Source organism: Acinetobacter sp. FDAARGOS_724, assembly GCF_013364475.1.
Lineage (GTDB): Bacteria > Pseudomonadota > Gammaproteobacteria > Pseudomonadales > Moraxellaceae > Acinetobacter > Acinetobacter variabilis.
In genome coordinates this window covers 2,351,572-2,376,322 of the sequence record NZ_CP054908.1, presented here as the reverse complement: position 1 = coordinate 2,376,322, position 24,751 = coordinate 2,351,572, and the positions used below count along the sequence as shown (strand labels likewise).

Sequence of the window (24,751 nt, the reverse complement as noted above, 5' to 3'; positions counted from 1 at the left end):
TTTTAAGGAAAAATTATGGCGGTCATTGATGTAGGTGGGTCAGTTCGTGAAGGTGAGGAACTGGATGTACAGGCCATCACAGATTGGTTAAATCAACAAGGAGTAAATGTAGAAGGTCCTTTAGAGCTTACTCAATATTCCGGTGGAGCTTCAAACTGGACTTATCGTTTGCAATATGCCAATGCCGATTTGATTCTACGTCGTCCGCCTCAAGGGACTAAAGCTAAATCTGCGCATGACATGGCACGTGAATATCATGTACAAAAAGCTTTGGCTGAACACTATCCAGTCGTACCTGAAATGGTGGCACTTTGTCAGGATGAATCAGTCATTGGCTGTGATTTTTATGTGATGAAACGCATTGAAGGTATTATTCCGCGTGCCAAGCTGCCGCCTGAATTACAACTGACTGAACCAGATATCCAGACTCTATGTATTAATGTGATTGATAAGCTGATCGAACTACACCAAGTTCCTTACACTGGTACAGAACTGGAAAAGTTAGGTAAAGGTGAAGGCTATTGCCGTCGTCAGGTAGAAGGCTGGGATGCACGTTACGAAAAAGCCAAAACATTAAATGTTCCATCTTTTAAATACGTGCGTAACTGGCTGAAAGATAATATTCCATCTGATTCTAAAACCTGTGTCATTCACAATGACTGGCGTTTTGATAATGTCATTTTGGATCCAGAAAATCCAACTGAAGTTATTGGGGTGCTGGACTGGGAAATGGCCACTCTGGGTGATCCGCTGATGGACTTGGGTTCTGCCTTGGCTTATTGGGTAGAAGATACGGACAATGCCATTTTTAAAGCAACACGTCGTCAGCCCACCAATTTAAAAGGTATGTTTACCCGTAAAGAAGTGGTGGATTACTATCTGGAGAAAACCGGTCTGCAACCGGAAAACTGGACATTCTATGAGGTGTTTGGGATTTTCCGTCTCTCAGTGATTGCTCAGCAGATCTATTACCGTTATTACCACAAACAAACCAACAATCCGGCCTTTAAGGATTTTTGGGTAGTGATTCATGCCTTGCATATCCGTGCATTAAAACTGATTGGTCTACAAAAGCTTGAAGCCAATGACATTGCACAAAAATATATCCTGAAATTTAAAGAGTTAATGCAAAAATGACCACCATTTACTTGATCCGGCATGGACAGGCATCTTTCGGGGCAGCCAGTTATGATCAGCTTTCGCCAAATGGGGAACTACAGGCAAAATTGCTCGGTCGTTATTTTGATGAAATTCTGAAAGAAGCACCGTATGTAGTGGCTGGTTCTATGCAACGTCATCAACAAACGGCGCAGTTATCTCTAGAAGAATGTTTTCCTGAAATCGAGATTTTGACCGATAGTGCCTGGAATGAGTTTAATCATCAGCAGGTCTTTGCCCGTTATGAACCGCGTTTTAATCAGCCAGAACTGCTGAAGCAGGATGTCTCAGAACATGCCAATCCGCGAGACTATTTGAGCAAAATCTTTAGTGGAGCGATTGCTCGATGGACCTGTGATGATTATCACCACGAATATGATGAATCCTGGCCCAATTTTAAAAGCCGTGTAGAAACCGGTTTGCAAAATTTATGTGACCAGCTTGCGCAAACTAAACCGCGCTATGCAGTCGTGTATACCTCGGGTGGTGTCATCTCTGTCGCGGTAGGCAAAATCCTGGGTCTGAGTCCAGAGAAAACTTTCGCTTTAAACTGGGCAATTACCAATACCAGCATTACTACATTACGTCTGGTCGGAAATGAACCCCAGCTACTCAGCTTGAATGAACATCATTTTATTAAAGCACAACGTCCAGACCTGCTAACCTGGATTTAAAAATTTTTGAAGAGAAAACACCTTAGAAAAAAATAAAGGGATAGGGTAAAAATATGGCTAAAACGATTTTAATTACTGGTGCAAGTTCAGGGATTGGTGCCGGTATGGCACGTGAATTTGCAAAAAAAGGGTATAACCTGGCGATTTGTGCACGTCGTCTGGAACGTTTGGAAACTTTGAAGCAGGAACTCGAAAGCCGATATGATATTAAAGTCATTGCCAAAACACTGGATGTGACCAATTATGATCAGGTTTTTGAGGTTTTCCGTGCCTTTAAAGAAGACTTTGGCACCATTGACCGGATTATTGTCAATGCCGGTGTAGGTGAAGGCCGCCGGATTGGTAAAGGTAATTTTGCAATCAATAAAGCTACTGTTGAAACTAACTTTATTTCTGCATTGGCACAATGTGAAGCTGCAGTGGAAATTTTCCGCGCACAAAACTGCGGTCATTTGGTGATGATTTCATCGATGAGCGCAATGCGTGGTATGCCAAAACACTTGACCGCTTATGGCGCAAGTAAGGCAGGGGTTGCACATCTGGCTGAAGGCATTCGTGCTGAGCTAATTGATACACCAATTAAAGTTACGACCATTTTCCCAGGCTATATTCGTACTGAAATCAATGAAGGCGCGAAAAAATTACCGTTTGAAGTGGATGAGAAAACGGGTTCACGTCTATTGGCAGAAGAAATTGAAAAAGCGCCAGTCAAGGCTTATGTACCGAAGTGGCCTTGGTTGCCACTCGGTTTGGCAATGAAAGTATTACCGCTAAAATTAGTCAATAAATTAGGTTAAAACTTCAATTCAAAAAAGCTCCATCAGGGGCTTTTTTAATTTTTAGTATTTAAAAATTTGGATAAAAGTAGGTTGGATAATTCTGGTATCGGATTTAAAGGCGTTATAAATTATTAAGATGTTTAGTTAAATCCCTAAAAGTCATTAACACTTTGATGATGAATAAATTTTATTTCTATATAAAAATAAAAATTTTATCAGAATAGAGATAATTAAATTTTTTAGAAAAGAATTTTTAGACGATAAATTTTATAGAAAATATCTCCTTATTTTTCTGCTTTATTCTTGATCTTAAAAAAATTACTAAAACTGCCCAAAACTTGGACATACTCGCTGCGAAAGTGGAAAGATAACTTCTCTTTTTTATAAATTCCTTTAATGTACAATTGTTCAGAAATTAAAGGTTGTCCATATGTCTGCATCTTCGGATATGACTGACCAACAGCGAATCTCTAAGGTCAGAAATATCGTTACACAGGCCGGGGAAGAAATACGTACCCGTTATCCTATACTCAAACATCAGAATTTTATTGGTGCGAGTATTTTAGGTTTTGCCTGGACGGGGATGATCGCATGCGCATTGGCATATGGATATGGTTATCTTTCGGCGTGGTTCACCATTCCATTGATTGCAATTTTTGCTTCACTGACACATGAATTGGAACATGACCTGATTCATTATATGTATTTCAAAAAAACACCTTGGGCACATCATTTGATGCTGGCACTGGTCTGGCTGGCACGTCCAAATACGATTAGTCCATGGGCACGTCGTCGTTTACATTTGCACCATCATAAATATTCAGGCACTGAACATGACCTAGAAGAACGTGGCATCAGTAATGGTATGCCATGGGGGATTCGCCGCATACTAGTGATCAGTGACCAGTTGATGTCAGTGTATTTGCGTCCTTTTCAGATGTTTAAAATGATTCATCTTTTTATGGAGAAACAACCTGAAAAAGAACGTAAAGTTGCAATGATTTCTCAGCTCTTGGGCTTCTTGCCATTAAGCATGATTTATTATAGTCTGTGCTATTTATTTGTAGTTTTTCATGTAGGCAATGCTGTTGCACCAATCTTTGGTTATGAAATGCTTTGGTCGGAAAGTATCATCGAAGCTATGCCGCTCGTGAATTTCTTGGCAGTAATTTGGATCATTCCGAATTTTATCCGTTCTTTTAGCCTGCAATTCGTTAGCTCCAATATGCATTGTTATGGTGATATTGATCCACGCGATGTCATCAAGCAGACTCAGGTACTGAATCCATGGTGGATGGTGCCATTCCAGTTATTTTGCTGTAATTTCGGTTCAACTCATGCGATCCATCATTTTGTGGTCAAAGAACCCTTTTATATACGTCAGTTGACCTCTAAAACGGCGCATAAAGTCATGAAAGAAGTGGGTGTACGCTTTAATGATATCGGAACTTTCAAGCGCATGAACCGCTGGAATGATCATAAAGTTTGATAGATCAGCTACATTAAAAAAAATCCCGCTAAATGGCGGGATTTTTTAATTTTTTAATCTACTCGTTAAGTAAAAATTTTATATACAAATATTAGAAAGCAATGTACGGACAAAATTCTAAGTTACGTGAATATTCATTAAAAATGACTGCTGAGGTATTACTCGTAATCCATAAATTGCAGTAAAATCAATCATATCTTTATATAAATTAGTCCATTATGTTGCTCAAAGCTGCCACTATCGCCTTAATTCCCGCGCTCATAATTCAGGGTAACCGTGTCAAAAAAAATACGATAAAACTTCCAGAACCAGAAGGTGCACGTGAAGGGCAAACAGGAACAGGAAAAAAACTTTCATTACTGATTGTAGGTGATTCAGCAGCAGCAGGCGTGGGCGTAGATCATCAGGATGATGCCTTACTCGGCGCGATTCTGAATGAGCTAAAAAATGACTTTGAAATTGAATGGAAGTTGCAGGCAAAAACAGGCGATACCACCTCAAAAGTCATTCATACTTTAGATCAGATTGAAGCTAAATCCTATGATGTGGTCGTGACTTCAGTCGGCGTGAATGATGTAACTAAACTCATGCCTGCCGATGTCTGGATCAAGAAGCAGGAACAGTTTTATAGCAAAATCCAGCAAAAGTTTAATCCAAAACTGGTCATTGCAGCCGGTGTTCCTCCGATGAATATGTTCCCGGCTTTACCGAATCCTCTGGCCTGGTTATTTGGTCAATATGCCAAACACATGAACCAGCAACTGGAAAAATTTGTGAACAAACAGAAAAACATGCAATGGATTGAATACGATATTGAAAAATATCGTGCCATGAATTTACAAATGGCCCAAGATGGATTTCATCCAAGTAAGGAAGTTTATACACTTTGGGGACAAGAAGTTGCTAGTAAGATCCGTCAGGCATTCTAAAATAACTGAAATACCTGAATCTGGAACAGTTTATGTTGGATATTGAAACCCATCCATTACCGCCATTTTTACCGCCCAATGCCAAATTACTGATGTTGGGCAGCTTTCCACCACCCGCAACGCGCTGGAAAATGAATTTTTATTATCCGAATTACCAAAATGATATGTGGCGGATATTTGGGTTAATTTTCTTTAAAAATAAAGATTACTTTTTGGACTTACCCAATAAAAAATTTCAGGAACATCTAATCCGTGAGTTTCTAACTGAAACGGGGATTGCGATTTTTGACAGTGCTTATCAGATCCGACGCCTGAAGGGAAATGCTTCCGATAAATTTCTGGAAATTGTAGTACCAACCAATTTGCAGGATCTATTCGGGAAAATGCCAGACTGCAACCACATCATGACCACAGGCGACAAGGCTACAGATACCCTGATGCTATCGATGCCTGAAGGTACGTTGAAACCAAGTATAGGCGAGCCCACTCAGGCACATTTTCTTGGACGTGAGCTGTATTTATACCGGATGCCGTCTTCATCCCGAGCTTATCCTTTGGCTCTAGATAAGAAAGCAAACAGTTATCGGATGATGTTCGAGCATGTCGGTCTAATTTGAGTTATGAATAAATATAAATTTTAAGTATATTTTTGAAATAAACTTACTTTTAGAAAGTTTTTAAATATTTTCTACCTGCATATTGGGATATTCGACCCAGCGATAATCCTTAACTTTAATATCCCGCACATGATGAAAGCTGGACCAGATCAGTTTGCTCCCTTTACTCCATTTTAAAGCTAAAATACGAGATTCAACTTTCTCAATCTCTTCCGCTGTAGCAGGACGTAAAGAGCCAATTTCTGCATATAGACGTACACCGGGATAATGCTTAAATTTTCCCTTAAACATGGAGCTTAACCAGAAAAGTTTGCTGCTATTCACAGCTTGAATGCATGCAAGTGGCTGATGCTGTAAATTTTCAGAGAAGGTGGTGGAGTAGATATCAAAAAAGAAACCTGTATTAGACTGCTGATCCAGGAAGACAGTTCCGATCGGAGTGATACTAGGAAAACCTTGGGGATTGACGGTTGCGATCGAACAATACATTGCTGCACGCTGTGCATTAGCAACTACCTGACGGATATTTTGCCATTCAGAAGGGGAAATCATGATGTTTTCTCTTTATTATTTTAATCAAGCTTAATCTGTATGTCTAAAATAGGCATTGCCATAAAAATATTCAGGTCAAGGCAATTTAACCAATTAAAAATAAGAAATAAATTTCCTATGAACAAAAAGAGCCGATATGGCTCTTTTAAATTTTAGAAATGGAAAATGGAAAAATGAATTAACTATCATATTCCACATAATCCCACAGGTTTAAGCGCGCTTTAATTTCCTTGCGAATATTTGGCAACATTGGAAGTAATGTCCCGTCAATCCATAAACTTAAAGCCTGTGCAGAAATCAGTTGCTGTTGTTCATCGACCAGTTGTGCACCTTTAACCATCACCAGCGTTTCTTCAGAAGCTTCGGTTTCAACACCTTTAAATAACACCTGTAATTCATAACCGTTATCCTGAATCAACCATTCCAGTTCGATCTGGATATTCTGATTAGATTTAAGTACGACCTGACCTTCGACCAAGTCTGAATCAGACAGGCAATCATGTTCAACCCGTACTTTGGCTAAAAACCATTCTTGTTGAGACAGATCCTGCAAGGTCTTAACAGGGGTGAGAATATCACTGAGTTTAAACTGGCGGCTTAAATCAAAAAATTGCATGGGAGTGGAAAGCGAAAATTCGCAAAATACTAGAAAAGTGTAATTCTAGAGCAATCAACGGAATAGGTAAAACCTTTGTCAGCATTGATCTGATTAATGTATAAGAAATAAGCTGAAAAATATAAGTAGAAAAACTCGATTTAGAGATTTAGTCAATTTTATATTGTTCAGCTTATTACCAATAAAGATCTAAAATATCTAAAGCCAACTATCAATTAAGGAAAAACCACACTAAATGTGATTTGATCGCAATGTATCTGTCATTACATTAACCATTCTCCCGGGAATTTTGTCACCAGATTCATCATATAACGCTGGAATTGTGTTGTTTCAGGGTCATGATTATGCTGAATCACTGAACCATTTTTTTGATGTTCCAGCCAAATGATCTCGCCCTGTTTATTTAACTTAAGTTGATAAGCTATTCTGGGTAAATACTGGTTTAAGGACTTGGTAATTTCATCTTGGAGCTGATCAGATTCAATCACCAGACCGACTTCAGTGTTTAAATAGGCAGAACGTGGATCGAAGTTAAAGGAACCAATAAATACCATGCCATCCAGATCAAAGAATTTGGCATGCAAACTGGAGCTGTTCTTATTTTTGGCCGGAATAATATTACCGGTCATAATTTCATACCAGGTCCGTTTTGGTCGTTCAATATAGGGTTTAAATTCCCAGAGCTCAATTCCATTTGTGAGGAGCTGTTTACGGTATTGCTGATAATAGGCGTGGACCAAAGCTACATCATTTGCCTGGAAAGAATTGGTTAAAATTCTGATTTTGACACCTTGTTGGGCACGTTTACTTAAATAATCCGCACCTTCCTGAGTAGGAATGAAATAAGAAGAAACCAGTTCCAGATGGTCTTTGGGCTCACCCATAAGTTCCAGCATATGAGTATAAATATAATCACCATTCTGGGCGCTACGACGGGTCTTGGAAGGGGCATCGGCAACAAAATAGGCATTTCCCCATTTAATCGGGCGCTTTCTCAGCTGCTCATCAATCTGCTGTTCCGCAATACCAACTCGACGTTTCAACTCATTTTTATCGACTTCATCTTCTTTAAATTCGGTTCGCAGCCGTTTTAAAAGTTGTGGATTGCCTGAATCATTTAGAACTTGTCGGATGTCATAGCTTAGATCATCGTTCCAGAATTTGATAAAGGTCTGATTCGCATCGTGTGCTGGTTTTCCGGCAAAGAAAATATCAACATCGCTAAACTGAAAGTCTTCACTGGCATCAAAATATTCACTACTGATATTCCGACCACCTGTGACCGCTGCCGTACCATCTGCAATAATCAGTTTATTATGCATGCGCGGATTAACATATTTCATACGGAATCCGTAATCAAGGGCACGCAATTGACGGAATTTATAAGGATTAAATAGTCTGACTTCGAAATTAGGGTGTTGGGCTAAGGCCAGCAGCTTATCATCCAGTTGAGTTCCGTTCTGGTCATCAATCTGAACCCGAACCTTCACGCCTCGATCAGCGGCTTTTAATAATTGGGAGAGAATCATGTTGCCAATATAGTCATCTTTCCAGATGTAATATTGCAGGTCGAGATGGTATTTGGCCTGATTGATCAGATATAACCTTGCCGCCATACTCATAAAACCATCATATAAAGGCAGATAAGCCGTTTTACCTTCCTGAATTTGTGGTAGCTGTTCCTCTCTAATCCAGTGGGCCGATTGTACGGGAGTAATAGCTTCTTCTTTTGCTGTATTGGGAGCTAATTCACAGCCAGAAATAGTCAGGCTAAAAACAAAAATACTTAAACATGTAATTGACGAGGGCTTAGTCATTGATGTTCCATTTGTTATAGGGGTTTTATTCCTCAACTAGTGATGTTAATGGTTGAATCTCCGAATAGAAAGAGGTTACTGTTAACCATCTGTAAATCAGTAATAAAAGGATTGTTTTACATGAAATCACGTGCAGCGGTTGCATTTGGCCCAGGTCAGCCATTAGAAATTGTGGAAGTAGATGTTGCTCCACCAAAAGCAGGTGAAGTACTGGTAAAAATTAGCCATACTGGCGTATGTCATACCGATGCATTTACCTTGTATGGTGATGACCCGGAAGGCGTATTTCCAGCAATTTTAGGCCACGAAGGTGCGGGTGTGGTCGTTGAGGTAGGTGAAGGCGTAACGAGTCTGAAACCGGGTGATCATGTGATTCCACTTTACACAGCAGAATGTGGTGAATGTCTGTTCTGTAAATCGGGTAAGACCAACCTGTGTGTAGCGGTTCGTGCGACTCAGGGTAAAGGTGTAATGCCAGATGGAACTACCCGTTTTTCTTATAATGGCCAGCCAATTTATCATTATATGGGCTGTTCAACGTTCTCTGAATATACAGTCGTTGCAGAAGTTTCTCTGGCGAAAATTAACCCTGAAGCTAACCATGAGCAAGTGTGTTTATTGGGCTGTGGCGTGACTACAGGTATTGGTGCAGTACATAACACTGCTAAAGTGCAGGAAGGCGATAGTGTTGCTGTATTTGGCTTAGGCGGTATTGGACTTGCAGTTGTACAAGGTGCTCGTCAGGCTAAGGCAGGTCGTATTATTGCCGTGGATACCAATCAAGATAAATTCGAACTGGCTAAACAGTTTGGTGCTACTGATTTTGTGAATCCGAAAGACTATGACAAGCCAATTCAGCAAGTGATTGTGGAAATGACCGGTTGGGGCGTAGACCACTCTTTTGAATGTATTGGTAATGTCGACGTAATGCGTTCAGCACTAGAATGTGCGCATCGCGGTTGGGGTCAGTCTGTGATTATTGGCGTAGCAGGTGCAGGTAAAGAAATCTCGACTCGTCCATTCCAGCTAGTCACAGGCCGTAAATGGATGGGTACGGCATTTGGTGGTGTTAAGGGCCGTTCTCAATTACCGAGCATGGTTGAGCAGGCCATGAAAGGCGAAATTCAATTAAAACCATTTGTGACACATACGATGCCATTAGAACAGATCAATGAAGCCTTTGATCTGATGCACGAAGGTAAGTCAATCCGTACAGTCATTCATTTTGACTAAGCTGTGTCTTGTCCTGAAATAGATTGACAGTATTCTACTTCAAACCGAGTTAAGCAATTAGCTCGGTTTTAGTTTGCTCATACGTCTGATTCGGGGTGTTCATATTTAAACTTAAATGTGGTCTATAGCAATTATAAATCATGATAGATTCCGCAATTAAGTGATCTAACTCTTTCATGGTTTGACATCGTGTAATTAAAAACTCCTGCTTTAATATTCCATTAATCCGCTCTGCTAATGCATTCTGGTAACAGTCTCCTCCATCTGTCATAGAAGGACATACCCCATAATGGCGTAATGCCGATTGATATAGTTCAGAGCAATACTGAGAGCCTCTGTCTGAATGATGAATCATCCTTGTCGCTCGATCCGTCACATGCTGCATCGCCATATGTAGAGCCTGCACAACATTCTCCGCACGCATATCATTCGATAACTTATAACCTTTAATCTGACGGGTATAAGCATCTGTCACTAAGGATAAATAATGTACGCCTTCAGCACTCTCAACATAAGTAATATCACTAACAAAGACTTCGTTGGCTTGCACTGCTGAATAATCCTTTAATAAATTTGGATGCTTCTTCATCCAATGCTTGCTATCCGTAGTTTTTGTATAGCGACGCTTGGGGCGAATCAATAAATTATGCTCTTTCAATATTTTAAATAACTGATCCCGTCCACACTTTAAACCACGCTGCAACAATTTGCCTTTAATAAGCCAATACAGCTTACGTGTTCCGATACTTGGCATGAGACAACGATATTCCATAACCAACTCAAGTATTTGTTCAGTTGCTTGTGCAGCCATTTGAGCACGTTTTTCTGCTTGATAATAAGCTTGTCGGGTGATTCCCAACCACTGACAATAACGTGAAACGCTTAGTCTTCTTTGGCTTTGCCAATCTTTGAAACGTGCTCGGTATACTTTTTTCCAAGATCAGTCCCACATTCTTTATCAATGTGATAAATCACATCCTGAATAAATTCAGTTTTAAGCTTTTCTGCGGCTAACTGCTTTTCTAATTGGCGGATTCGTTGTTGGGGGGTTAATTGGCGTTTAGAAGAAGTCGGCATATTCGAAGTCCAGTCCTGTTGTCCGTGCTTGCGTAACCATACCAGCACAGTTGATCTTCCTTGAATACCATATTTTGCCTGAGCTTGTTTATAAGTAATTTGCCCTTTTTCTACTTCATGTACAACCATCATTTTAAAGGCGAAGCTATAATCACGTTGTGTGCGTTTAACTCGTTGTTCTTGTGCATGTTCCATAAAATAAGTCTCTTAAGGTGTAAACTTATTTCAGGACGGGACACTGTTTTAATCTAAAAAAGACCGGTACCAATCCGGTCTTTTTTATGCGGCTTTCACTTGATTCAGGATACATTAGTGCATGAAAGCCTCACAGAGAGTCACTGAAACAACACACGCCTGCTAATGTCATTACATGCCAGATGCTTATATTAAATAGGACGTATGAAAATACGTGATAAAACCATTTTAAAGAATAAGGATAAGCTCTATGTCGAATGATAATTTTGATCGTGATGTAATTAAGAATGCGCCTAAAGATGTCCGCGATGATTTAAATGCTGATCCAATTACTGGTGAACCTGGTGCTCATCCTGTGGGTACAGGTGTTGGTGCTGCAGGTGGCGCAGCGGCAGGTGCAGCGGTCGGTGCAGCAGGCGGTCCGGTCGGTGCAGCGGTAGGCGGTGTTGTTGGGGCAGTGGTCGGTGGTCTCGCAGGTAAAGGCGTAGGCGAAGCTGTGAACCCGACTGAAGAAGCAGCTTTCTGGCGAGATAATGCTGTTGAAACCCCTTATTATTCAGATGCCCGTACCACATATAGCGATTTAGATTACGATCGTGACTATAATGCGGCCTATCGTGTCGGTTATGAAAACCGTGGGGCATATGATGCTAATACCCGTTTTGAAGACGTAGAAAGCGATCTGAAAGTAAAATGGGAGCAAGCAAAAGGCCAGTCACGTTTGAACTGGGAACAGGCAAAATTTGCAGTACGTGATGCATGGAATCGCGTAACCCGTTAATTGCAAATGCCAAAACCAAGATCTAATATGCTCTTGGTTTTAAGGAAATGGGCAAAGTCCGCTGACTTTCACGACTTTGTTCATTATTAATATCTGAAAATTAATCACTGAAAATTAATCACTGAAAGGCTAGAATTCTAGGGCGATAAGTAAAATACAAATACTGATAAATATTTTTTTTTATATTTACTACTTGTCAAAACTGGATAGAGCGCGTATTTTAATTTCAGATTCACATTTTTATGAAAGACATAAACATGTTAAAGCAACCTATCATTTCAAACGCTTATTTTTATTTCTGGCAGTTTAAATAATTGCCTGAATGCGTTTGGGCAATGAAAAGGTTGCCCACCAGTTAATACCTGATCGGCAACCCTGATCAGGTTTTTTTATGCATGTGATTTAACAATTTTTTGGAGACAGCCATGACAAACTTTAACTATTCATACTTTAGCAACTTTTATTGGTCTTACTTTAGCCAGCTAATGACGCTTTCGACATCTTCGATTAGACCCATAACGCTCAAATAAAAGTTTGGACTGATTGCCAGTCCCAGGATTTAAAGTCATGAATATTGCAAATACATCACAACAACATCAAACAGAAACCATTTTAGCTTTGCCACAGCAGCTTAAGCAGCAATTGCCACTGTCTCCGCAATTGGCTGCACAAGTCGCTGAACAGCGTCAAATTATTCAAAATATTTTAGAGGGTAAAGATCACCGTTTAATGGTGATTACCGGACCATGTTCCATTCATGATGAAGCTTCCGCACTTGAATATGCAGAAAAATTAAAACAACTTCAGGAACAGGTTTCTGATCAAATTTTCCTGGTTATGCGGGTTTATATTGAAAAACCACGTACTACTGTAGGCTGGAAAGGCTTCCTGTATGACCCAGAACTCGATGGCTCATCCAATATGCAATTGGGTCTGGAAAAATCTCGTGCACTGTACCTAAAACTGATTAGCATGGGTCTGCCGATTGCCTCAGAGATCTTAAGTCCAATGGCAACCGCGTATTTCGATGACCTATTGGCCTGGGGCGCAATTGGTGCACGTACCAGTGAATCACAAATTCACCGTGAAATTTCCAGCCATATGCCGTACAGCATCGGTTTCAAAAATGGGACAGATGGTTCGATTCAAATTGCTCTTGATGCTATTCAGTCAGCTTCCAATCCACATCAGTTCATGGGCATGAGCCAATCGGGTCTGCCGTGTATCCTGAGCTCAAAAGGGAATCCAAAAGCACATTTGATCCTGCGTGGTTCAAATAGTGGTCCGAACTACCAGTTGTCTGAAATTGAAAAAATTAAAGCGAAACACTCAACCGATTTGCCGGCCCTGGTTATTGATTGCAGTCATGGCAATAGTTCAAAAAACCCAATGCTACAACCTAAAGTGCTGGAGCAGATCGTCGCTGAACGTTTGCACAGCAATGTGCGGGGTGTAATGCTCGAAAGTCATCTGGTCGATGGCAATCAGAAAATCTCTGAAGATATGGTTTACGGCCAGTCAGTGACTGATGGATGTCTGGGCTGGACAAAAACCGAGCAATTATTGTTAAATATGGCTGATTCACTGCGATGCGAAAGTTTAAAGCGTAGCGCTTAAACTCACGATCTTATCTTTCCTCAATTTGTTGAGGAAAGATATTATGATCGGATATGGTTGTTCAGAAGTATTTTTCTAAATGCTGAAAGCAACAATTCGATATTTTGAAAATTAAAACAATGAGTATTAAAACGATTTTAAAAATTGAATAAAAAATAATTAATTTAAAAAACAATAACAATAATTTATTAGAGATCAGCCTGACATTGTTTTTATACAGTGGATGAGTAATGATCCCAGGAAGCTTGCTATGTATACAACTGAATTGCTCGATGAAGCACGTAAATTTATGCACCATATGCTGACCAAAGTCGTGGAATATGGTGGTTCCGATCTTTTTATCACAGCTGATTTCCCGCCCAGTATCAAACAGCAGGGGTTAATGAAACCGTTTGGCCAGCAGAAACTTACAGCCGATAAGACCCGTTTGTTTACTTATGCCTTGATGAATGAGCGACAGATTCAGGAATTTGAATCGGTGATGGAATGCAATTTTAGTATAAGCATCCCGAATGTGTCGCGTTTCCGGGTTAATGTCTTCCAGCAACAGCATAATGTAGGCATGGTGATTCGGGTCATTACGACAGATATTCCAAGCTTTGTACAGTTAGGCTTACCGGATTCATTGCAACAGGTCATTATGCAGAAACGTGGTCTGGTGCTGGTAGTTGGTGCAACGGGTGTCGGAAAATCGACTACATTAGCAGCTATGATTGATTATCGTAATACGCATACTGAAGGGCATATTATTACGATAGAAGACCCGGTGGAATATGTCTATCAGTATAAAAAGTTGATGATCACCCAGCGGGAAATTGGTGTAGATTGCGTTTCCTGGCACAATGCACTGATTAATACCATGCGGCAGGCACCTGACGTTATCGTGATTGGTGAAATCCGGGATACAGACAGTATGGAACATGCAATTGCCTTTGCTGAATCCGGCCATTTATGCCTTGCAACACTCCATTCCAATAATGCCGATCAGGCACTGGACCGGATTGTTAACTTCTTCCCAGAAGAACGCCGTAATCAGCTACTGCTAGATTTATCAGCTAATATCAAAGCCGTGATTTCTCAGCGGCTAATTCGCACTCAAGATGGTAAAGGTCGTCGGGCTGCGGTAGAAATTCTGCAAAATACCCCTTTAGTTTCTGACCTGATTCGTAAAGGTGAATTCCATGAACTTAAAACGATTATGGCTCGTTCGCGGGAACTGGGCATGCAAACCTTTGATCAGGCATTATTTGATTTATATAACCAAGGCATTATTTCTTATGAAGAAGCCTTGCGTAATGCAGACTCCAGCAATGAATTACGTTTGCAAATCAAGCTGAAGAGCAGTCGTATCAATCCTGTTTTACAGGTAGAAAATGCCCAGATTTCACTTCTGGAACAGTCCAGATCGCGTGCACTTTCACCTGACTAATCTTTGCTTTTTAATAAACAGACTGCCATTCAGCTCAATAGAACTGAGTCATAAATCTTCTTTAATGGTGGCTTTTAAGCAAGGCAGCTTTCAGCCACCTATCTAGATATTCAATTCTATCCTTACTTGCCTGACGAATTTAATTTAACCCTGTCTGCATTTATATCCTGAATATGATCTTTTTCATCGTAATATTCTTTTAAAATGCAATAGTTTTTAAAAGGCAATTTATATCTACTTAATTAATATTTTGTTGAACTTCATCACATAATATTCCGAAAATATTTTCTTTATAAATCAAATCTATTTGAGGCTTTAAAAAAAACGCTGCACAATAAAAATCAAATGATATTGGCATGAATCAAGCATTTAAATTCATGTAATTGTGTATTTCCAGGGGAAGAGAATGTTCACGGCAGAACTGTTGGACGAAGCAAAAAAATTCATGCATCACATGCTGACCAAAGTAGTGGAATATGGGGGCTCAGACTTATTTATTACCGCAGATTTTCCACCGAGTATTAAACATCAGGGCTTAATGAAGCCCTTTGGACAACAGACCTTAACTGCTGAAAAAACCAAACTGTTTGCTTATAGCTTGATGAATGAAAAACAGCGTCAAGAGTTTGAAGCTGAACTGGAATGTAACTTCGCGATTACCGTGCCGGGCGTATCGCGCTTCCGGGTAAATGTTTTCGTACAACAGCTTCAGGTCGGGATGGTAATCCGGACCATTACGGCAGAAATTCCAAATTTCCAGAAACTGAAATTACCAGAATCATTGAAACATGTGATTATGGAAAAACGCGGTCTGGTACTGGTTGTGGGAGGAACAGGTTCAGGTAAATCAACCTCTCTGGCAGCGATGATCGACTACCGTAATGAAAATTCGGCGGGGCATATCATTACCGTGGAAGACCCAGTGGAATATGTGCATAAGCACAAGAAATCTATGATTACTCACCGTGAAGTTGGGGTAGATTGTCATTCCTGGCACAATGCGCTGAAAAATACCTTGCGTCAGGCACCTGATGTGATTCTGATTGGTGAGATTCGTGATACCGAAACCATGGAACACGCAATTGCCTTTGCTGAAACCGGACATTTATGTCTGGGCACACTGCATTCCAATAACGCCAACCAGACTTTGGACCGGATTATTAACTTCTTCCCGGAAGAACGCCGTAATCAGTTATTGATGGACTTATCTTCGAATATGAAGGCGATTATTTCCCAGCGTCTGATTCGTACTCAGGATGGAAAAGGGCGTCGGGCTGCAATTGAAATCATGTTAAATACACCTTTGATTTCTGATCTGATTCTAAAAGGTGAGTTTCATGAGCTGAAAGCCATTATGGGCAAATCTCGTGAACTGGGCATGCAGACTTTCGATCAGGCCTTATTTGACCTGTATAACGAGGGTGCGATTTCTTATGAGGAAGCATTGCGTAATGCTGATTCGACTAATGAATTACGTTTACAGATCAAGCTGAAAAGCAACCGCCAAGATAATCCTGCTGCTGGAGAAGCAACACAATTCACGATGATGCAAGAACCGAAAGCTGAAGAAAAAGAACAGGAAAATACTTCAGCATCTGAATAAATACATCTTCGTGTCAGAATTAAAACAGGCAGTTCATCTGCCTGTTTTTTTATTATATTTAGATATTAACTTGTATTAGGCAGTCTTAACTTGAACGACCAGTTTAAAGTAAACAATACTGCATAAGGTGAGTAAACTACAGAGAATAAAGGCGAACTGATAACTATAAGTCGCAATAAGCGCCCCAATCAGTAGCGAACCGACCGCAATTCCTACATCATAGAAGGTATAAAAGGTCGAAGTCGCATAACCAATCCGGTGTTTCGGTGCACGTTGAATGGCCAGTGTTTGAATGCAAGGTTGTGCGCTGCCAAAACCGACACCAATCAATACCGCAGCCAGTAAGAATCCCCACAAAGTCTGAATCTGACTGAGTAAAAAAAGTCCTAAACTAAATACTAAGAGCGCAGGATAAATTACATATTGTGGGCCTTTACGATCATAAATTTTTCCGGTAATTGGACGCAAACTCATCATGGAAATGGCAAATACAACAAAGAATAAACTGGCATAAGCCATCAGATTTTTACTGGCAGCAAAAGGCGCAATAAAAGACATGATGCTGGCGTAAGAGAAGGAAATCAGAGCAGCCAGAACAGCAACAGGCAGCGCTTTCTTTTCTACAACATCAGAAAACACCAGTCCTTTTTTATCAGGAATAGTTTGAATGATGTTCTCAGTCTCCTTGACCGGAATCATTAAGCAGAAAGCAAATCCGATAAAAACTAATGCAATCAGCAATGTTGTGATCTGAAAATAAGACCAGTATTCAATCAGACTTAAGCCAATCAATGGTCCTAGAACAATACCCAGATTGACTGACATAACGTAATAGCCCATGCCTTCGCCTTTACGCTGCTCTGGAATAAACTGATTCACCACAGGAACACAGACGGTAGTCAAAATACTAAACCAGATCCCATGCAAAAAACGGATGATAAATAAGGTCGTCAGCTGATCGGCAAGCAAGTAGGCTAGGGAAAATAGACTGAAAAAGATTCCAGAAACAATCAAGGTTTTACGGATATCCAATTTCTCAATAATCAGGCCGCTAAATGGTCGTACAGCAATCGCTGAAATCATGAACAAGGTCATGGCCAGACCAGCTTGGGCTAAGTTTCCACCTAATTCTTTCAGGATATAAATCGGTAAAATCGTGGTTTGTGCAAAATAGAAAATAAATAAAAACAGGTTATTGGCCAGACACAGCACAAAAGGCTTGGTCCATAAAGGCAATAGATTGGATTTCATAATTTTCCTAAATTGATCTATAGGGAAATGCTGCGATGAGCATGAATATTATTTTTATAAAGCAGCCTGAGCTATCTGATGCGAGTGATAGCAGGTACAGCAAAGACTTTAAGAAAAATGTGTGAAAAATACAATAAAATTCCGATATAAATACATTGTATTTGATGGTGAGCTTTAAATACGAAGTTTTCAATGCGTAAAAAAATCAGCCCGCAGGCTGATTCTTATTTTTCCATACTAAATCAAAGTAGCTTATAGGCCAGCTTCATATTCTGTATTAGACAATAGCTTTTCTACATCTGCCATATTTTCCGGTTTGATTTTATAGATCCAGCCTTTGCCATACGGGTCATCATTAATGAAGTCAGGATCATCTTCAAGCGCAGCATTGATTTCAACCACTGTACCAGAGACAGGTGCATGAATATCAGAAGCAGTTTTCACTGATTCAACCACGCCAGCCTGTTCGCCCGCAGTAATATGTGAGTCAAGATCTGGTGCTTCTACATAAACCAGATCACCTAATGCATCCTGTGCATGGTCGGAAATACCGGTCACAACAAGATCACCCTCAATGCGTACCCATTCATGCGTACTTGCGTACTTTAATTCTGAAGGATGATTCATTGATAACTCCCTAAAAATCTTAAGATCATTTTTGATATGTTTTATACATTCTTTTTGGCCAAAACAAAAGGTTTATCCGTGCTTATAAATAAGGATCTTTACGCCAGTTGCTCGGGCTACGACCACTCCAGCGCTTAAACGCCCGACTAAAATTGGCCACATCACTATAGCCAAGTTCATCAGCGATCTGCTCCAGAGTAAAGTCTGTACGAGATAATAAGGAAGTGGCATGCCGGTAGCGCACTTCATCCACTAGCGTCGAAAAAGAAGTACCTTCAGCGGCCAACTGACGCTTTAAGGTTCGATCCGACATATGCAGCCGTTCAGCTACGCTTTCAATACTCAGATAATGCTGTTCGGAATGAGTCAGAATATCCCGTACCCGCATGGCAATCCGGTGCCGTTCACCAAGTGCCGATAATTCAGCTTCACACTGGTTAATCGCAATCTGGCTAGCAATCGGATCAGCGTGTACCAACTTGTTCATCAGGTAGCTTTTATCAAAGCTTAAAATTAAATGCGGCTGTTCAAAACGGAACTGATGCGTAGGAAATTTCGCCATGAAGCGCTCAAAACCTTCCGGTTTTTTGAAATCAAAGTCGATTTCACCGGTTGCATCGTTAACCCCGGTAATGGCTTTGGCCATACTGATCAGGCCAATCATCAGGGCAATTGAAATTTCGGTGCGAAGCGGTTCCAGCTGAATATCAGTTTGCAACTGTACGGTTGCCTTAGCGCCAAAGGTCGAGAAAAATAGCTGCAGGAAGGGTAAACGTAACTGAATGAATCGGTTCGCTAGCACCAGAGCTTCGGTAATATTATTCGCCGTCATGATGGCATAACCGATAAAGCCATGAATCGAAATCCGCATCTGGGTACCTAAGTGATAACCCAGTGTCGGTTCACCAGTGAGCTTCAGGGCATGCTTGACCAGTTCATTGGCCACAGGGGTCGGAATACGGTAATCAGGATCTGCCAACTGTTCACTGGTCAGGCCAAAAGGCTTAAAAAGCGACTCATTATTATACCCCCAGCGGGAAATGACATCGAGAAGCAAGAGACCGTATACACCTGGAATACCTTGGTCTTGGCGTGGAGCTATTGTTTTCATGCGCGATCCGTTGCACTCATTCAAATTTTTTTATTTTCACTTCATATTGGCATGAAAAAGCCATTTTCTTGATAAAAATTGTTGGACAAAGCTGTGGCAATTTCCACAAGCAGATTTTAATCAACTTAAAGCAGAGTAGCTCAACTTAAAGTTGGAAATCAATGTAAACCAGAGATATTTTAGGGATTTAATTTTAAGCCTACAGATTTCTATTAATTCAGAATAGGGCTGTTTTTTGAATAATCTGGAATTTAAAAATGCTTGTGGAATAGTTGATATTCCCATAAAAGCAAACCGAAGCATGGCTATTCAAGTGACTCAAATAGAATGCTTCGGTTTCTGTTGTAGAGCTTAGCTACTACTGAATAGAGAGCAATTATGCTTCATGCAAGCTGTCAGATTTGGCATGTTGTTGTACCAAAAAACCGCCGGTTTGACGCTGCCATAACTGCGCATAGATCCCGTTTAAGGCCACCAGTTCATCATGCGTACCTTGCTCGGCAATTTTACCTTGATCCATCACAATCAGACGATCCATCTGCGCAATGGTAGAAAGACGATGCGCAATGGCAATAACCGTTTTACCTTGCATCAAATCATCCAGACTATTCTGAATAGCCGCTTCGACCTCGGAATCCAGAGCACTTGTGGCTTCATCCAGAATCAGAATCGGTGCATCTTTCAGGAATACCCGGGAAATGGCAATACGTTGGCGTTGTCCACCAGAAAGCTTCACGCCACGTTCACCCACATAGGCTTCATAGCCTCTACGGCCACGCAAATCAGTCAGATTCGGAATAAATTCTTCCGCTTTGGCCTTGCGTACAGCTTCAAACATCTCTTCATCAGTTGCATCCGGACGACCGTATTTGATATTTTCAGCTACGGTACGATGCAGCAAAGACGTATCCTGAGTGACCAGCGCAATATTTTTACGCAAACTGTCCTGAGTGACATCGGCAATATCCTGATCATCAATCAGAATACGGCCCTGATTCAGATGATAGAAATGCAATAGCAATTGAATCAGGGTCGATTTACCAGCTCCAGAACGCCCCACGATCCCGATTTTTTCACCTGGGCGAATGGTCAGATTAAACTGGTCAATGACCGGTTTTTCATTATAGGCAAAAGTGACATTATCGAATTTAATCTCACCGTGTTTTAGCTCCAGTTCTTTCGCATCTTCTTTGTCTTGAATATTGATCCGACGACCTAGAGTTTTCATCCCGTCCTGAATGGTACCGACATTTTCAAACAGGGCAGAGGTCTGCCACATCATGAACTCGGCAATACTATTCAGCTTTAATACCATCGCTGTAGTGGCTGCAATAATCCCGAGCTGCGCTTGACCTTGCATCCAGAGCCAGATTGCAGTTCCCAGCACACCTGCATACAGCACAACGCTCAGCATCAGAATGCTGATTTCGTATTGAGCGCCCAGCCGCATCTGTTTATATACCGTAACCATAAATTCCTGCATGGAGGATTTGGCATACTGGCTTTCACGACCCGCATGCGCAAAGAGTTTTACGGTCTGAATATTGGTATAGGCATCAGTCACACGTCCGGTCATGACTGCACGCGCATCCGCTTGTAAGGATGAAATCTTGCTTAATCTTGGAATGAAATAGCAGGCGGCACAAATAAACAAGAATAGCCAGACCATAAGCGGCAGGATGAGTAAGGGTGAAATAGCACCCAAAACAATATTAATCGTGACGAAATAAATCAGCACATAGGCCAGCATATCGCCCAAAATGACCCAGAATTCTCGGATCGCCAGCGCCGTTTGCATGACTTTGGCCGATAAACGTCCGGCAAAATCATTATGGAAGAAGTCCAAACTCTGTTTGAGCAATAAATTATGGAAGCGCCAACGCAGACGCATCGGGAAATTACTATATAAAATCTGATGCTTGATCAGGGACTGAGCACTGGCAAACAGGATATTTGCCAGCAAGATAATACTCAATAAGGTTAGATTGCTGGCATGTTGATCTAAAAAAGTATCTGGCTGACTTTGACTCAACCAGTTCACCAGATCGCCAATTTTTGAATACAGTAAAGCCTCAAAACTGGCTGCACCCGCGGTACACAATACTAGAATCAACAAATAACGGCGTACCCCATAAGCTGCCTGCCATACAAAGGGGAAAAACCTGGTGGGTAAAGGTTGATTCAGGTTTTTGGTGGGATAGGGATCTACCAGCCGTTCAAGCCATCGAAACATTCACGTACTCTTATCATGTATTTTCTTTGCGGAAATTATAAAGGATTCTGCTTTTTGAAGTCTGAATTTGAGTGAAATTGCCACAAATGTTTAACTAAATCAAACTTTAGGTTGCAGAGCAAAAACTCATGCCAGATTTATACCAAATAATATGAAGACCAAAAATAAGAGATTGAATTCATTTTAAATACTGAATAAAAAGCCCGAAATAAGAGATTATTTCGGGCTTAAGTTAAGAGGTTAGTTTAAGTGATAATCGGAGATGAAGAACTCGCGTTAAAAGATTCTTTAAAATCACTCCCAGAAGGAGCCTGATACACTTTCAGTCCAAATTCCGGAATAATCGCCAGAATATGATCCATGATATCTGACTGGATATTTTCATACTCTGCCCAAACCGTCGTATTGGTGAAAGCATAAATTTCCAGTGGCAAGCCTTCGCTAGTCGGTTGTAATTGACGTACCATCAATGAGAAATCTTTAGCAATACCAGGATGCTGTTGCAGATAAAATTCCAGATAAGCGCGGAACGTGCCTAAATTGGTCAGACGGCGCTGGTTGTATTGTGAATGGTGCTGGAGCTGCTGGTTAAACTTTTCTAGTTCTTCTGATTTGGTATTCAGATATTGATCCAGCAGGATAAAATTTTTCAGCTTGTTCTGTTCTTCAGCCGTCATGAAATGCACGCTGGTTTGGTCAATATGAATTGAACGTTTGATCCGACGGGCACCCGCTTCCTGCATGCCGCGCCAGTTTTTAAAGGTATCGGTCACCAGTTTATTGGTCGGAATCGTGGTCACTGTCTTGTCAAAGTTCTGCACGGTTACTGTATGTAATGACATATCAATGACATCACCATCGGCATTTAGGGTCGGCATTTCAATCCAGTCACCAATACGCACCATGTCATAAGATGAAATCTGAACCGAAGCGACCAGTGACAGAATGGTATTTTGAAAGACCAGCATCAAGACAGCGGCCATCGCACCAAAACCAGCGAGCAAGGTGAATACATCTTTTTTCAGGAAGGTGCCTAAAATCATCAGACCACAAACAATGAAGATGATCAGCTTAACTAGCTGTAAATAACCTTTAATCGGCTTGTTGCGTGACTTGGGATTGCGCTGATAAATCAGGTTAAAGATATTCAGTAATTCACCGAGCGCCAGTGCAATAGTCAGGAAAATAAATGCCTGAGCGCCCATTTGTACGAAGGTTTGCACCTTGTCGGATAAATGCGGAACTGTGGTAATCCCGTTCATAATCACGACTGCTGGAACAATATTGGAAATCCGGCGAATTACGCTATGTTCAGCAAAAATCTGATTATTGGCAAAGGGCATTTTGGAAATCAGTTGACGAATACCGCGTACGACAATCTGTTTGGCAAACACATTGGCAAGGATGGCCAGTAAAATCACAATACTCAGTGAAGATAACATTTCCAGCCATGGGTACTGATCGGCCCAATCTCGAATATTCTGAATAAAATTAAACTGTTCCAACTGATCTTTCTCTTTAACTCAAAAAATTTGTTAGAGTTTATAGGTTTAAACGCAATTTTTTAATCTTGGATAACCTTTTAAAACATATCTTTCTTAGAGGAGGCGAACTTAATCACTATTCAGGCATTTATTTTTTCCTTCAGGTTAATTCAGATTAAATAGATCAATGGAAATTGATTGGTTAATGGCTAGGAAACGTGAAAAATTGATATAACAGCCTAGCTTGTATTTTTTCTAACTTTAAAAAATTAAAAATGTCAAAGTGAATTAAAGAATTTAATATAGCGTTTAATTATGTTAATTCGACATAACTTAATGTTTATTTCACATTTTATATACTTACGATAGTGCTAGGATTAAAATCATATAATCTTAATCATTAAAAATGAAAAATCTTCAAATAGTTATAGCACAAGCTCTACATTCCTATGAACTGGAACATATAAAGCAATCAATAAGCCATGAAATTAATAACACTATATTAGAGATAGTGGTTAATGATGAATCTTTTGAAAAAATTGATTGTTACTTGTATTCAAAGAAAGATCCGAAAAAAATTCTTAAAAGCTCTATACATTATGTAATAGCACTCTTAGAAAGAGCAAAGTATAGGGTAGAAAAAGCTCAGCAAAATAACGTGAGTCCTTTGCATATCTGCTTATACGTTATTAAGAAAATTGAGGGGTTTATTGAGTATTTACAGACTAAATTTTAGTTATTAGCGCTTTCATTTAAGGCTCGTTATATGAAATCTAAAGTTACTAAATAGGATTTGAATTGAGTGAAATTTGCTATCTATTAAAACAAGAATATGCAAAAGGCAAGCTGACATAGACTTAATGAAATAGATTAAAAAACCGGCAAATATGCCGGTTTTTTATTTATGCTTTCCTTTTAAGGAAAATGTGCTTACCACATTAAATCATCAGGAATCACATAAGCTGCATATGGATCTTCTTCATCAGTGGTTTCTTCATTTTTCTCTGAATTATTCACGATGATAAAGCCTTCCATTTTTGAATTGATGCGATCCGCCAGAGCTTTAGGCAGGAAGACATAACTCTCATTTTCACGTGCAATCACCAGACTGCCAGCGACCAGCGCATTATAAATCTGCTGGTTGATATAAACTTTCTTGATCTTGCTATCATCAATAAACTGATAGCTAATCTCACCATCCGTATCGCGGATTTTATGCTGATTAATCATCTGCATGATGGCAGCTTTGAGTTCTTTTTCCTGCAACTGGGCTTTTTTCGCCTGTTCAATGGCTTGGTCTTTAGCCAGCTTTTCCTGTTTGTCCTGTTCAATCTTGGCCTTGATTTCGGCTTCTTTACTGTCGCCTGTGCGCTTTTCATGTACAGCCTGTTTAGACAGTTTTTTGGCTTTTTTATTATCGACCAGGCCTGCCTTTAACAATTGTGCCTGTAATGCATTTTTAACCATGAGAGTTTCCAG

At 40.3% G+C, this 24,751-nt stretch carries 22 protein-coding genes; 12 read left to right on the top strand and 10 right to left on the bottom strand.

Going from position 1 to position 24,751, the window contains the following annotated elements; translation table 11 throughout:
* Window positions 1-15: 15 nt before the first annotated feature.
* The 6 genes from FOC32_RS12515 (at window position 16) to FOC32_RS12490 (ending at window position 5,646) form a co-directional block, all read left to right on the top strand.
* Complete coding sequence (locus tag FOC32_RS12515) at window positions 16-1,137, top strand: phosphotransferase family protein (RefSeq protein WP_034171364.1); 1,122 nt, start codon at window positions 16-18, stop codon at window positions 1,135-1,137.
* On the top strand, window positions 1,134-1,832 hold the full coding sequence (locus tag FOC32_RS12510; RefSeq protein WP_104426071.1) for a histidine phosphatase family protein: 699 nt from the start codon (window positions 1,134-1,136) through the stop codon (window positions 1,830-1,832). Before FOC32_RS12515 ends, FOC32_RS12510 begins: the two co-directional genes overlap by 4 nt.
* Before the next feature lie 53 nt (window positions 1,833-1,885).
* A complete protein-coding gene (locus FOC32_RS12505; RefSeq protein WP_104426072.1) occupies window positions 1,886-2,629 on the top strand; it encodes an SDR family oxidoreductase in 744 nt (247 codons plus the stop codon).
* Between the two features lie 412 nt (window positions 2,630-3,041).
* Window positions 3,042-4,100, top strand: a complete 1,059-nt coding sequence (locus tag FOC32_RS12500; RefSeq protein ID WP_175967725.1) for a fatty acid desaturase — start codon at window positions 3,042-3,044, stop codon at window positions 4,098-4,100.
* A gap of 218 nt (window positions 4,101-4,318) precedes the next feature.
* Window positions 4,319-5,029 carry an SGNH/GDSL hydrolase family protein gene (locus FOC32_RS12495; RefSeq protein ID WP_005235857.1) on the top strand — a complete coding sequence of 237 codons (711 nt, stop codon included), beginning with the start codon at window positions 4,319-4,321 and terminating at the stop codon, window positions 5,027-5,029.
* 32 nt (window positions 5,030-5,061) lie between these two features.
* Window positions 5,062-5,646: a uracil-DNA glycosylase family protein gene (locus FOC32_RS12490; RefSeq protein WP_104426074.1), complete on the top strand. Its 585-nt coding sequence runs from the start codon at window positions 5,062-5,064 to the stop codon at window positions 5,644-5,646.
* A gap of 60 nt (window positions 5,647-5,706) precedes the next feature.
* On the opposite strand, the gene FOC32_RS12485 is transcribed toward FOC32_RS12490, so the two are convergent.
* From FOC32_RS12485 to FOC32_RS12475, 3 genes are all read right to left on the bottom strand, one after another.
* Complete coding sequence (locus FOC32_RS12485) at window positions 5,707-6,198, bottom strand: pyridoxamine 5'-phosphate oxidase family protein (protein WP_034171361.1); 492 nt, start codon at window positions 6,196-6,198, stop codon at window positions 5,707-5,709.
* Window positions 6,199-6,376: 178 nt separating this feature from the next.
* The gene (locus tag FOC32_RS12480) at window positions 6,377-6,814 is read right to left on the bottom strand and encodes a hypothetical protein (protein WP_104426075.1); all 438 of its coding nucleotides are present in this window, start codon (window positions 6,812-6,814) and stop codon (window positions 6,377-6,379) included.
* A gap of 263 nt (window positions 6,815-7,077) precedes the next feature.
* A complete protein-coding gene (locus tag FOC32_RS12475) occupies window positions 7,078-8,631 on the bottom strand; it encodes a phospholipase D family protein (RefSeq protein ID WP_104426076.1) in 1,554 nt (517 codons plus the stop codon).
* A 120-nt stretch (window positions 8,632-8,751) separates the two neighbouring features.
* On the opposite strand from FOC32_RS12475, the gene FOC32_RS12470 reads away from it, so the two are divergent.
* Window positions 8,752-9,864 carry an S-(hydroxymethyl)glutathione dehydrogenase/class III alcohol dehydrogenase gene (locus FOC32_RS12470; RefSeq protein ID WP_104426077.1) on the top strand — a complete coding sequence of 371 codons (1,113 nt, stop codon included), beginning with the start codon at window positions 8,752-8,754 and terminating at the stop codon, window positions 9,862-9,864.
* A 49-nt stretch (window positions 9,865-9,913) separates the two neighbouring features.
* Here FOC32_RS12470 and FOC32_RS12465 read toward each other — a convergent pair.
* A protein-coding gene (locus tag FOC32_RS12465; protein ID WP_104426777.1) for an IS3 family transposase occupies window positions 9,914-11,136 on the bottom strand; the annotation gives its coding sequence in 2 pieces (ribosomal slippage) (window positions 9,914-10,800 and window positions 10,800-11,136; 1,224 coding nt in all).
* 250 nt (window positions 11,137-11,386) lie between these two features.
* Between FOC32_RS12465 and FOC32_RS12460 the strand changes: the two genes are divergently transcribed.
* The 4 genes from FOC32_RS12460 (at window position 11,387) to FOC32_RS12445 (ending at window position 16,566) form a co-directional block, all read left to right on the top strand.
* The gene (locus FOC32_RS12460; RefSeq protein ID WP_104426078.1) at window positions 11,387-11,917 is read left to right on the top strand and encodes a hypothetical protein; all 531 of its coding nucleotides are present in this window, start codon (window positions 11,387-11,389) and stop codon (window positions 11,915-11,917) included.
* 567 nt (window positions 11,918-12,484) lie between these two features.
* Window positions 12,485-13,534, top strand: coding sequence for a 3-deoxy-7-phosphoheptulonate synthase (locus FOC32_RS12455; protein WP_175967723.1), 1,050 nt, complete (start codon window positions 12,485-12,487; stop codon window positions 13,532-13,534).
* Between the two features lie 250 nt (window positions 13,535-13,784).
* A complete protein-coding gene (locus tag FOC32_RS12450; protein WP_104426080.1) occupies window positions 13,785-14,963 on the top strand; it encodes a PilT/PilU family type 4a pilus ATPase in 1,179 nt (392 codons plus the stop codon).
* A 406-nt stretch (window positions 14,964-15,369) separates the two neighbouring features.
* Window positions 15,370-16,566 (top strand): PilT/PilU family type 4a pilus ATPase, encoded by a 1,197-nt coding sequence (locus FOC32_RS12445; protein ID WP_104426081.1) that lies wholly within the window; start codon window positions 15,370-15,372, stop codon window positions 16,564-16,566.
* Window positions 16,567-16,641: 75 nt separating this feature from the next.
* On the opposite strand, the gene FOC32_RS12440 is transcribed toward FOC32_RS12445, so the two are convergent.
* The 5 genes from FOC32_RS12440 to FOC32_RS12420 form a co-directional block, all read right to left on the bottom strand.
* Complete coding sequence (locus FOC32_RS12440) at window positions 16,642-17,817, bottom strand: MFS transporter (RefSeq protein WP_104426082.1); 1,176 nt, start codon at window positions 17,815-17,817, stop codon at window positions 16,642-16,644.
* Window positions 17,818-18,069: 252 nt separating this feature from the next.
* A complete protein-coding gene (gene gcvH, locus FOC32_RS12435; RefSeq protein ID WP_175967721.1) occupies window positions 18,070-18,444 on the bottom strand; it encodes a glycine cleavage system protein GcvH in 375 nt (124 codons plus the stop codon).
* 82 nt (window positions 18,445-18,526) lie between these two features.
* Entirely contained in the window at window positions 18,527-19,555 is a 1,029-nt protein-coding gene (locus tag FOC32_RS12430) for an AraC family transcriptional regulator (protein WP_104426084.1), read from the bottom strand.
* A gap of 376 nt (window positions 19,556-19,931) precedes the next feature.
* Entirely contained in the window at window positions 19,932-21,788 is a 1,857-nt protein-coding gene (locus tag FOC32_RS12425) for an ABC transporter ATP-binding protein (RefSeq protein WP_104426085.1), read from the bottom strand.
* A 245-nt stretch (window positions 21,789-22,033) separates the two neighbouring features.
* Window positions 22,034-23,293, bottom strand: coding sequence for a mechanosensitive ion channel family protein (locus FOC32_RS12420; protein WP_175967720.1), 1,260 nt, complete (start codon window positions 23,291-23,293; stop codon window positions 22,034-22,036).
* A 385-nt stretch (window positions 23,294-23,678) separates the two neighbouring features.
* Here FOC32_RS12420 and FOC32_RS17045 point away from each other — a divergent pair, with 385 nt between their 5' ends.
* A complete protein-coding gene (locus FOC32_RS17045; RefSeq protein WP_175967718.1) occupies window positions 23,679-24,008 on the top strand; it encodes a hypothetical protein in 330 nt (109 codons plus the stop codon).
* Between the two features lie 194 nt (window positions 24,009-24,202).
* Here FOC32_RS17045 and FOC32_RS12410 read toward each other — a convergent pair whose 3' ends face one another.
* Window positions 24,203-24,739, bottom strand: coding sequence for a DUF2058 domain-containing protein (locus FOC32_RS12410; protein ID WP_175967716.1), 537 nt, complete (start codon window positions 24,737-24,739; stop codon window positions 24,203-24,205).
* Between the last annotated feature and the right edge of the window lie 12 nt (window positions 24,740-24,751).

Coding starts and splice junctions, on each gene's coding strand:
- FOC32_RS12515 (WP_034171364.1), top strand. CDS start 16: ATGGCGGTCATTGATGTAGGTGGGTCAGTTCGTGAAGGTGAGGAACTG.
- FOC32_RS12510 (WP_104426071.1), top strand. CDS start 1,134: ATGACCACCATTTACTTGATCCGGCATGGACAGGCATCTTTCGGGGCA.
- FOC32_RS12505 (WP_104426072.1), top strand. CDS start 1,886: ATGGCTAAAACGATTTTAATTACTGGTGCAAGTTCAGGGATTGGTGCC.
- FOC32_RS12500 (WP_175967725.1), top strand. CDS start 3,042: ATGTCTGCATCTTCGGATATGACTGACCAACAGCGAATCTCTAAGGTC.
- FOC32_RS12495 (WP_005235857.1), top strand. CDS start 4,319: ATGTTGCTCAAAGCTGCCACTATCGCCTTAATTCCCGCGCTCATAATT.
- FOC32_RS12490 (WP_104426074.1), top strand. CDS start 5,062: ATGTTGGATATTGAAACCCATCCATTACCGCCATTTTTACCGCCCAAT.
- FOC32_RS12485 (WP_034171361.1), bottom strand. CDS start 6,198: ATGATTTCCCCTTCTGAATGGCAAAATATCCGTCAGGTAGTTGCTAAT.
- FOC32_RS12480 (WP_104426075.1), bottom strand. CDS start 6,814: ATGCAATTTTTTGATTTAAGCCGCCAGTTTAAACTCAGTGATATTCTC.
- FOC32_RS12475 (WP_104426076.1), bottom strand. CDS start 8,631: ATGACTAAGCCCTCGTCAATTACATGTTTAAGTATTTTTGTTTTTAGC.
- FOC32_RS12470 (WP_104426077.1), top strand. CDS start 8,752: ATGAAATCACGTGCAGCGGTTGCATTTGGCCCAGGTCAGCCATTAGAA.
- FOC32_RS12460 (WP_104426078.1), top strand. CDS start 11,387: ATGTCGAATGATAATTTTGATCGTGATGTAATTAAGAATGCGCCTAAA.
- FOC32_RS12455 (WP_175967723.1), top strand. CDS start 12,485: ATGAATATTGCAAATACATCACAACAACATCAAACAGAAACCATTTTA.
- FOC32_RS12450 (WP_104426080.1), top strand. CDS start 13,785: ATGTATACAACTGAATTGCTCGATGAAGCACGTAAATTTATGCACCAT.
- FOC32_RS12445 (WP_104426081.1), top strand. CDS start 15,370: ATGTTCACGGCAGAACTGTTGGACGAAGCAAAAAAATTCATGCATCAC.
- FOC32_RS12440 (WP_104426082.1), bottom strand. CDS start 17,817: ATGAAATCCAATCTATTGCCTTTATGGACCAAGCCTTTTGTGCTGTGT.
- gcvH (WP_175967721.1), bottom strand. CDS start 18,444: ATGAATCATCCTTCAGAATTAAAGTACGCAAGTACGCATGAATGGGTA.
- FOC32_RS12430 (WP_104426084.1), bottom strand. CDS start 19,555: ATGAAAACAATAGCTCCACGCCAAGACCAAGGTATTCCAGGTGTATAC.
- FOC32_RS12425 (WP_104426085.1), bottom strand. CDS start 21,788: ATGTTTCGATGGCTTGAACGGCTGGTAGATCCCTATCCCACCAAAAAC.
- FOC32_RS17045 (WP_175967718.1), top strand. CDS start 23,679: ATGAAAAATCTTCAAATAGTTATAGCACAAGCTCTACATTCCTATGAA.
- FOC32_RS12410 (WP_175967716.1), bottom strand. CDS start 24,739: ATGGTTAAAAATGCATTACAGGCACAATTGTTAAAGGCAGGCCTGGTC.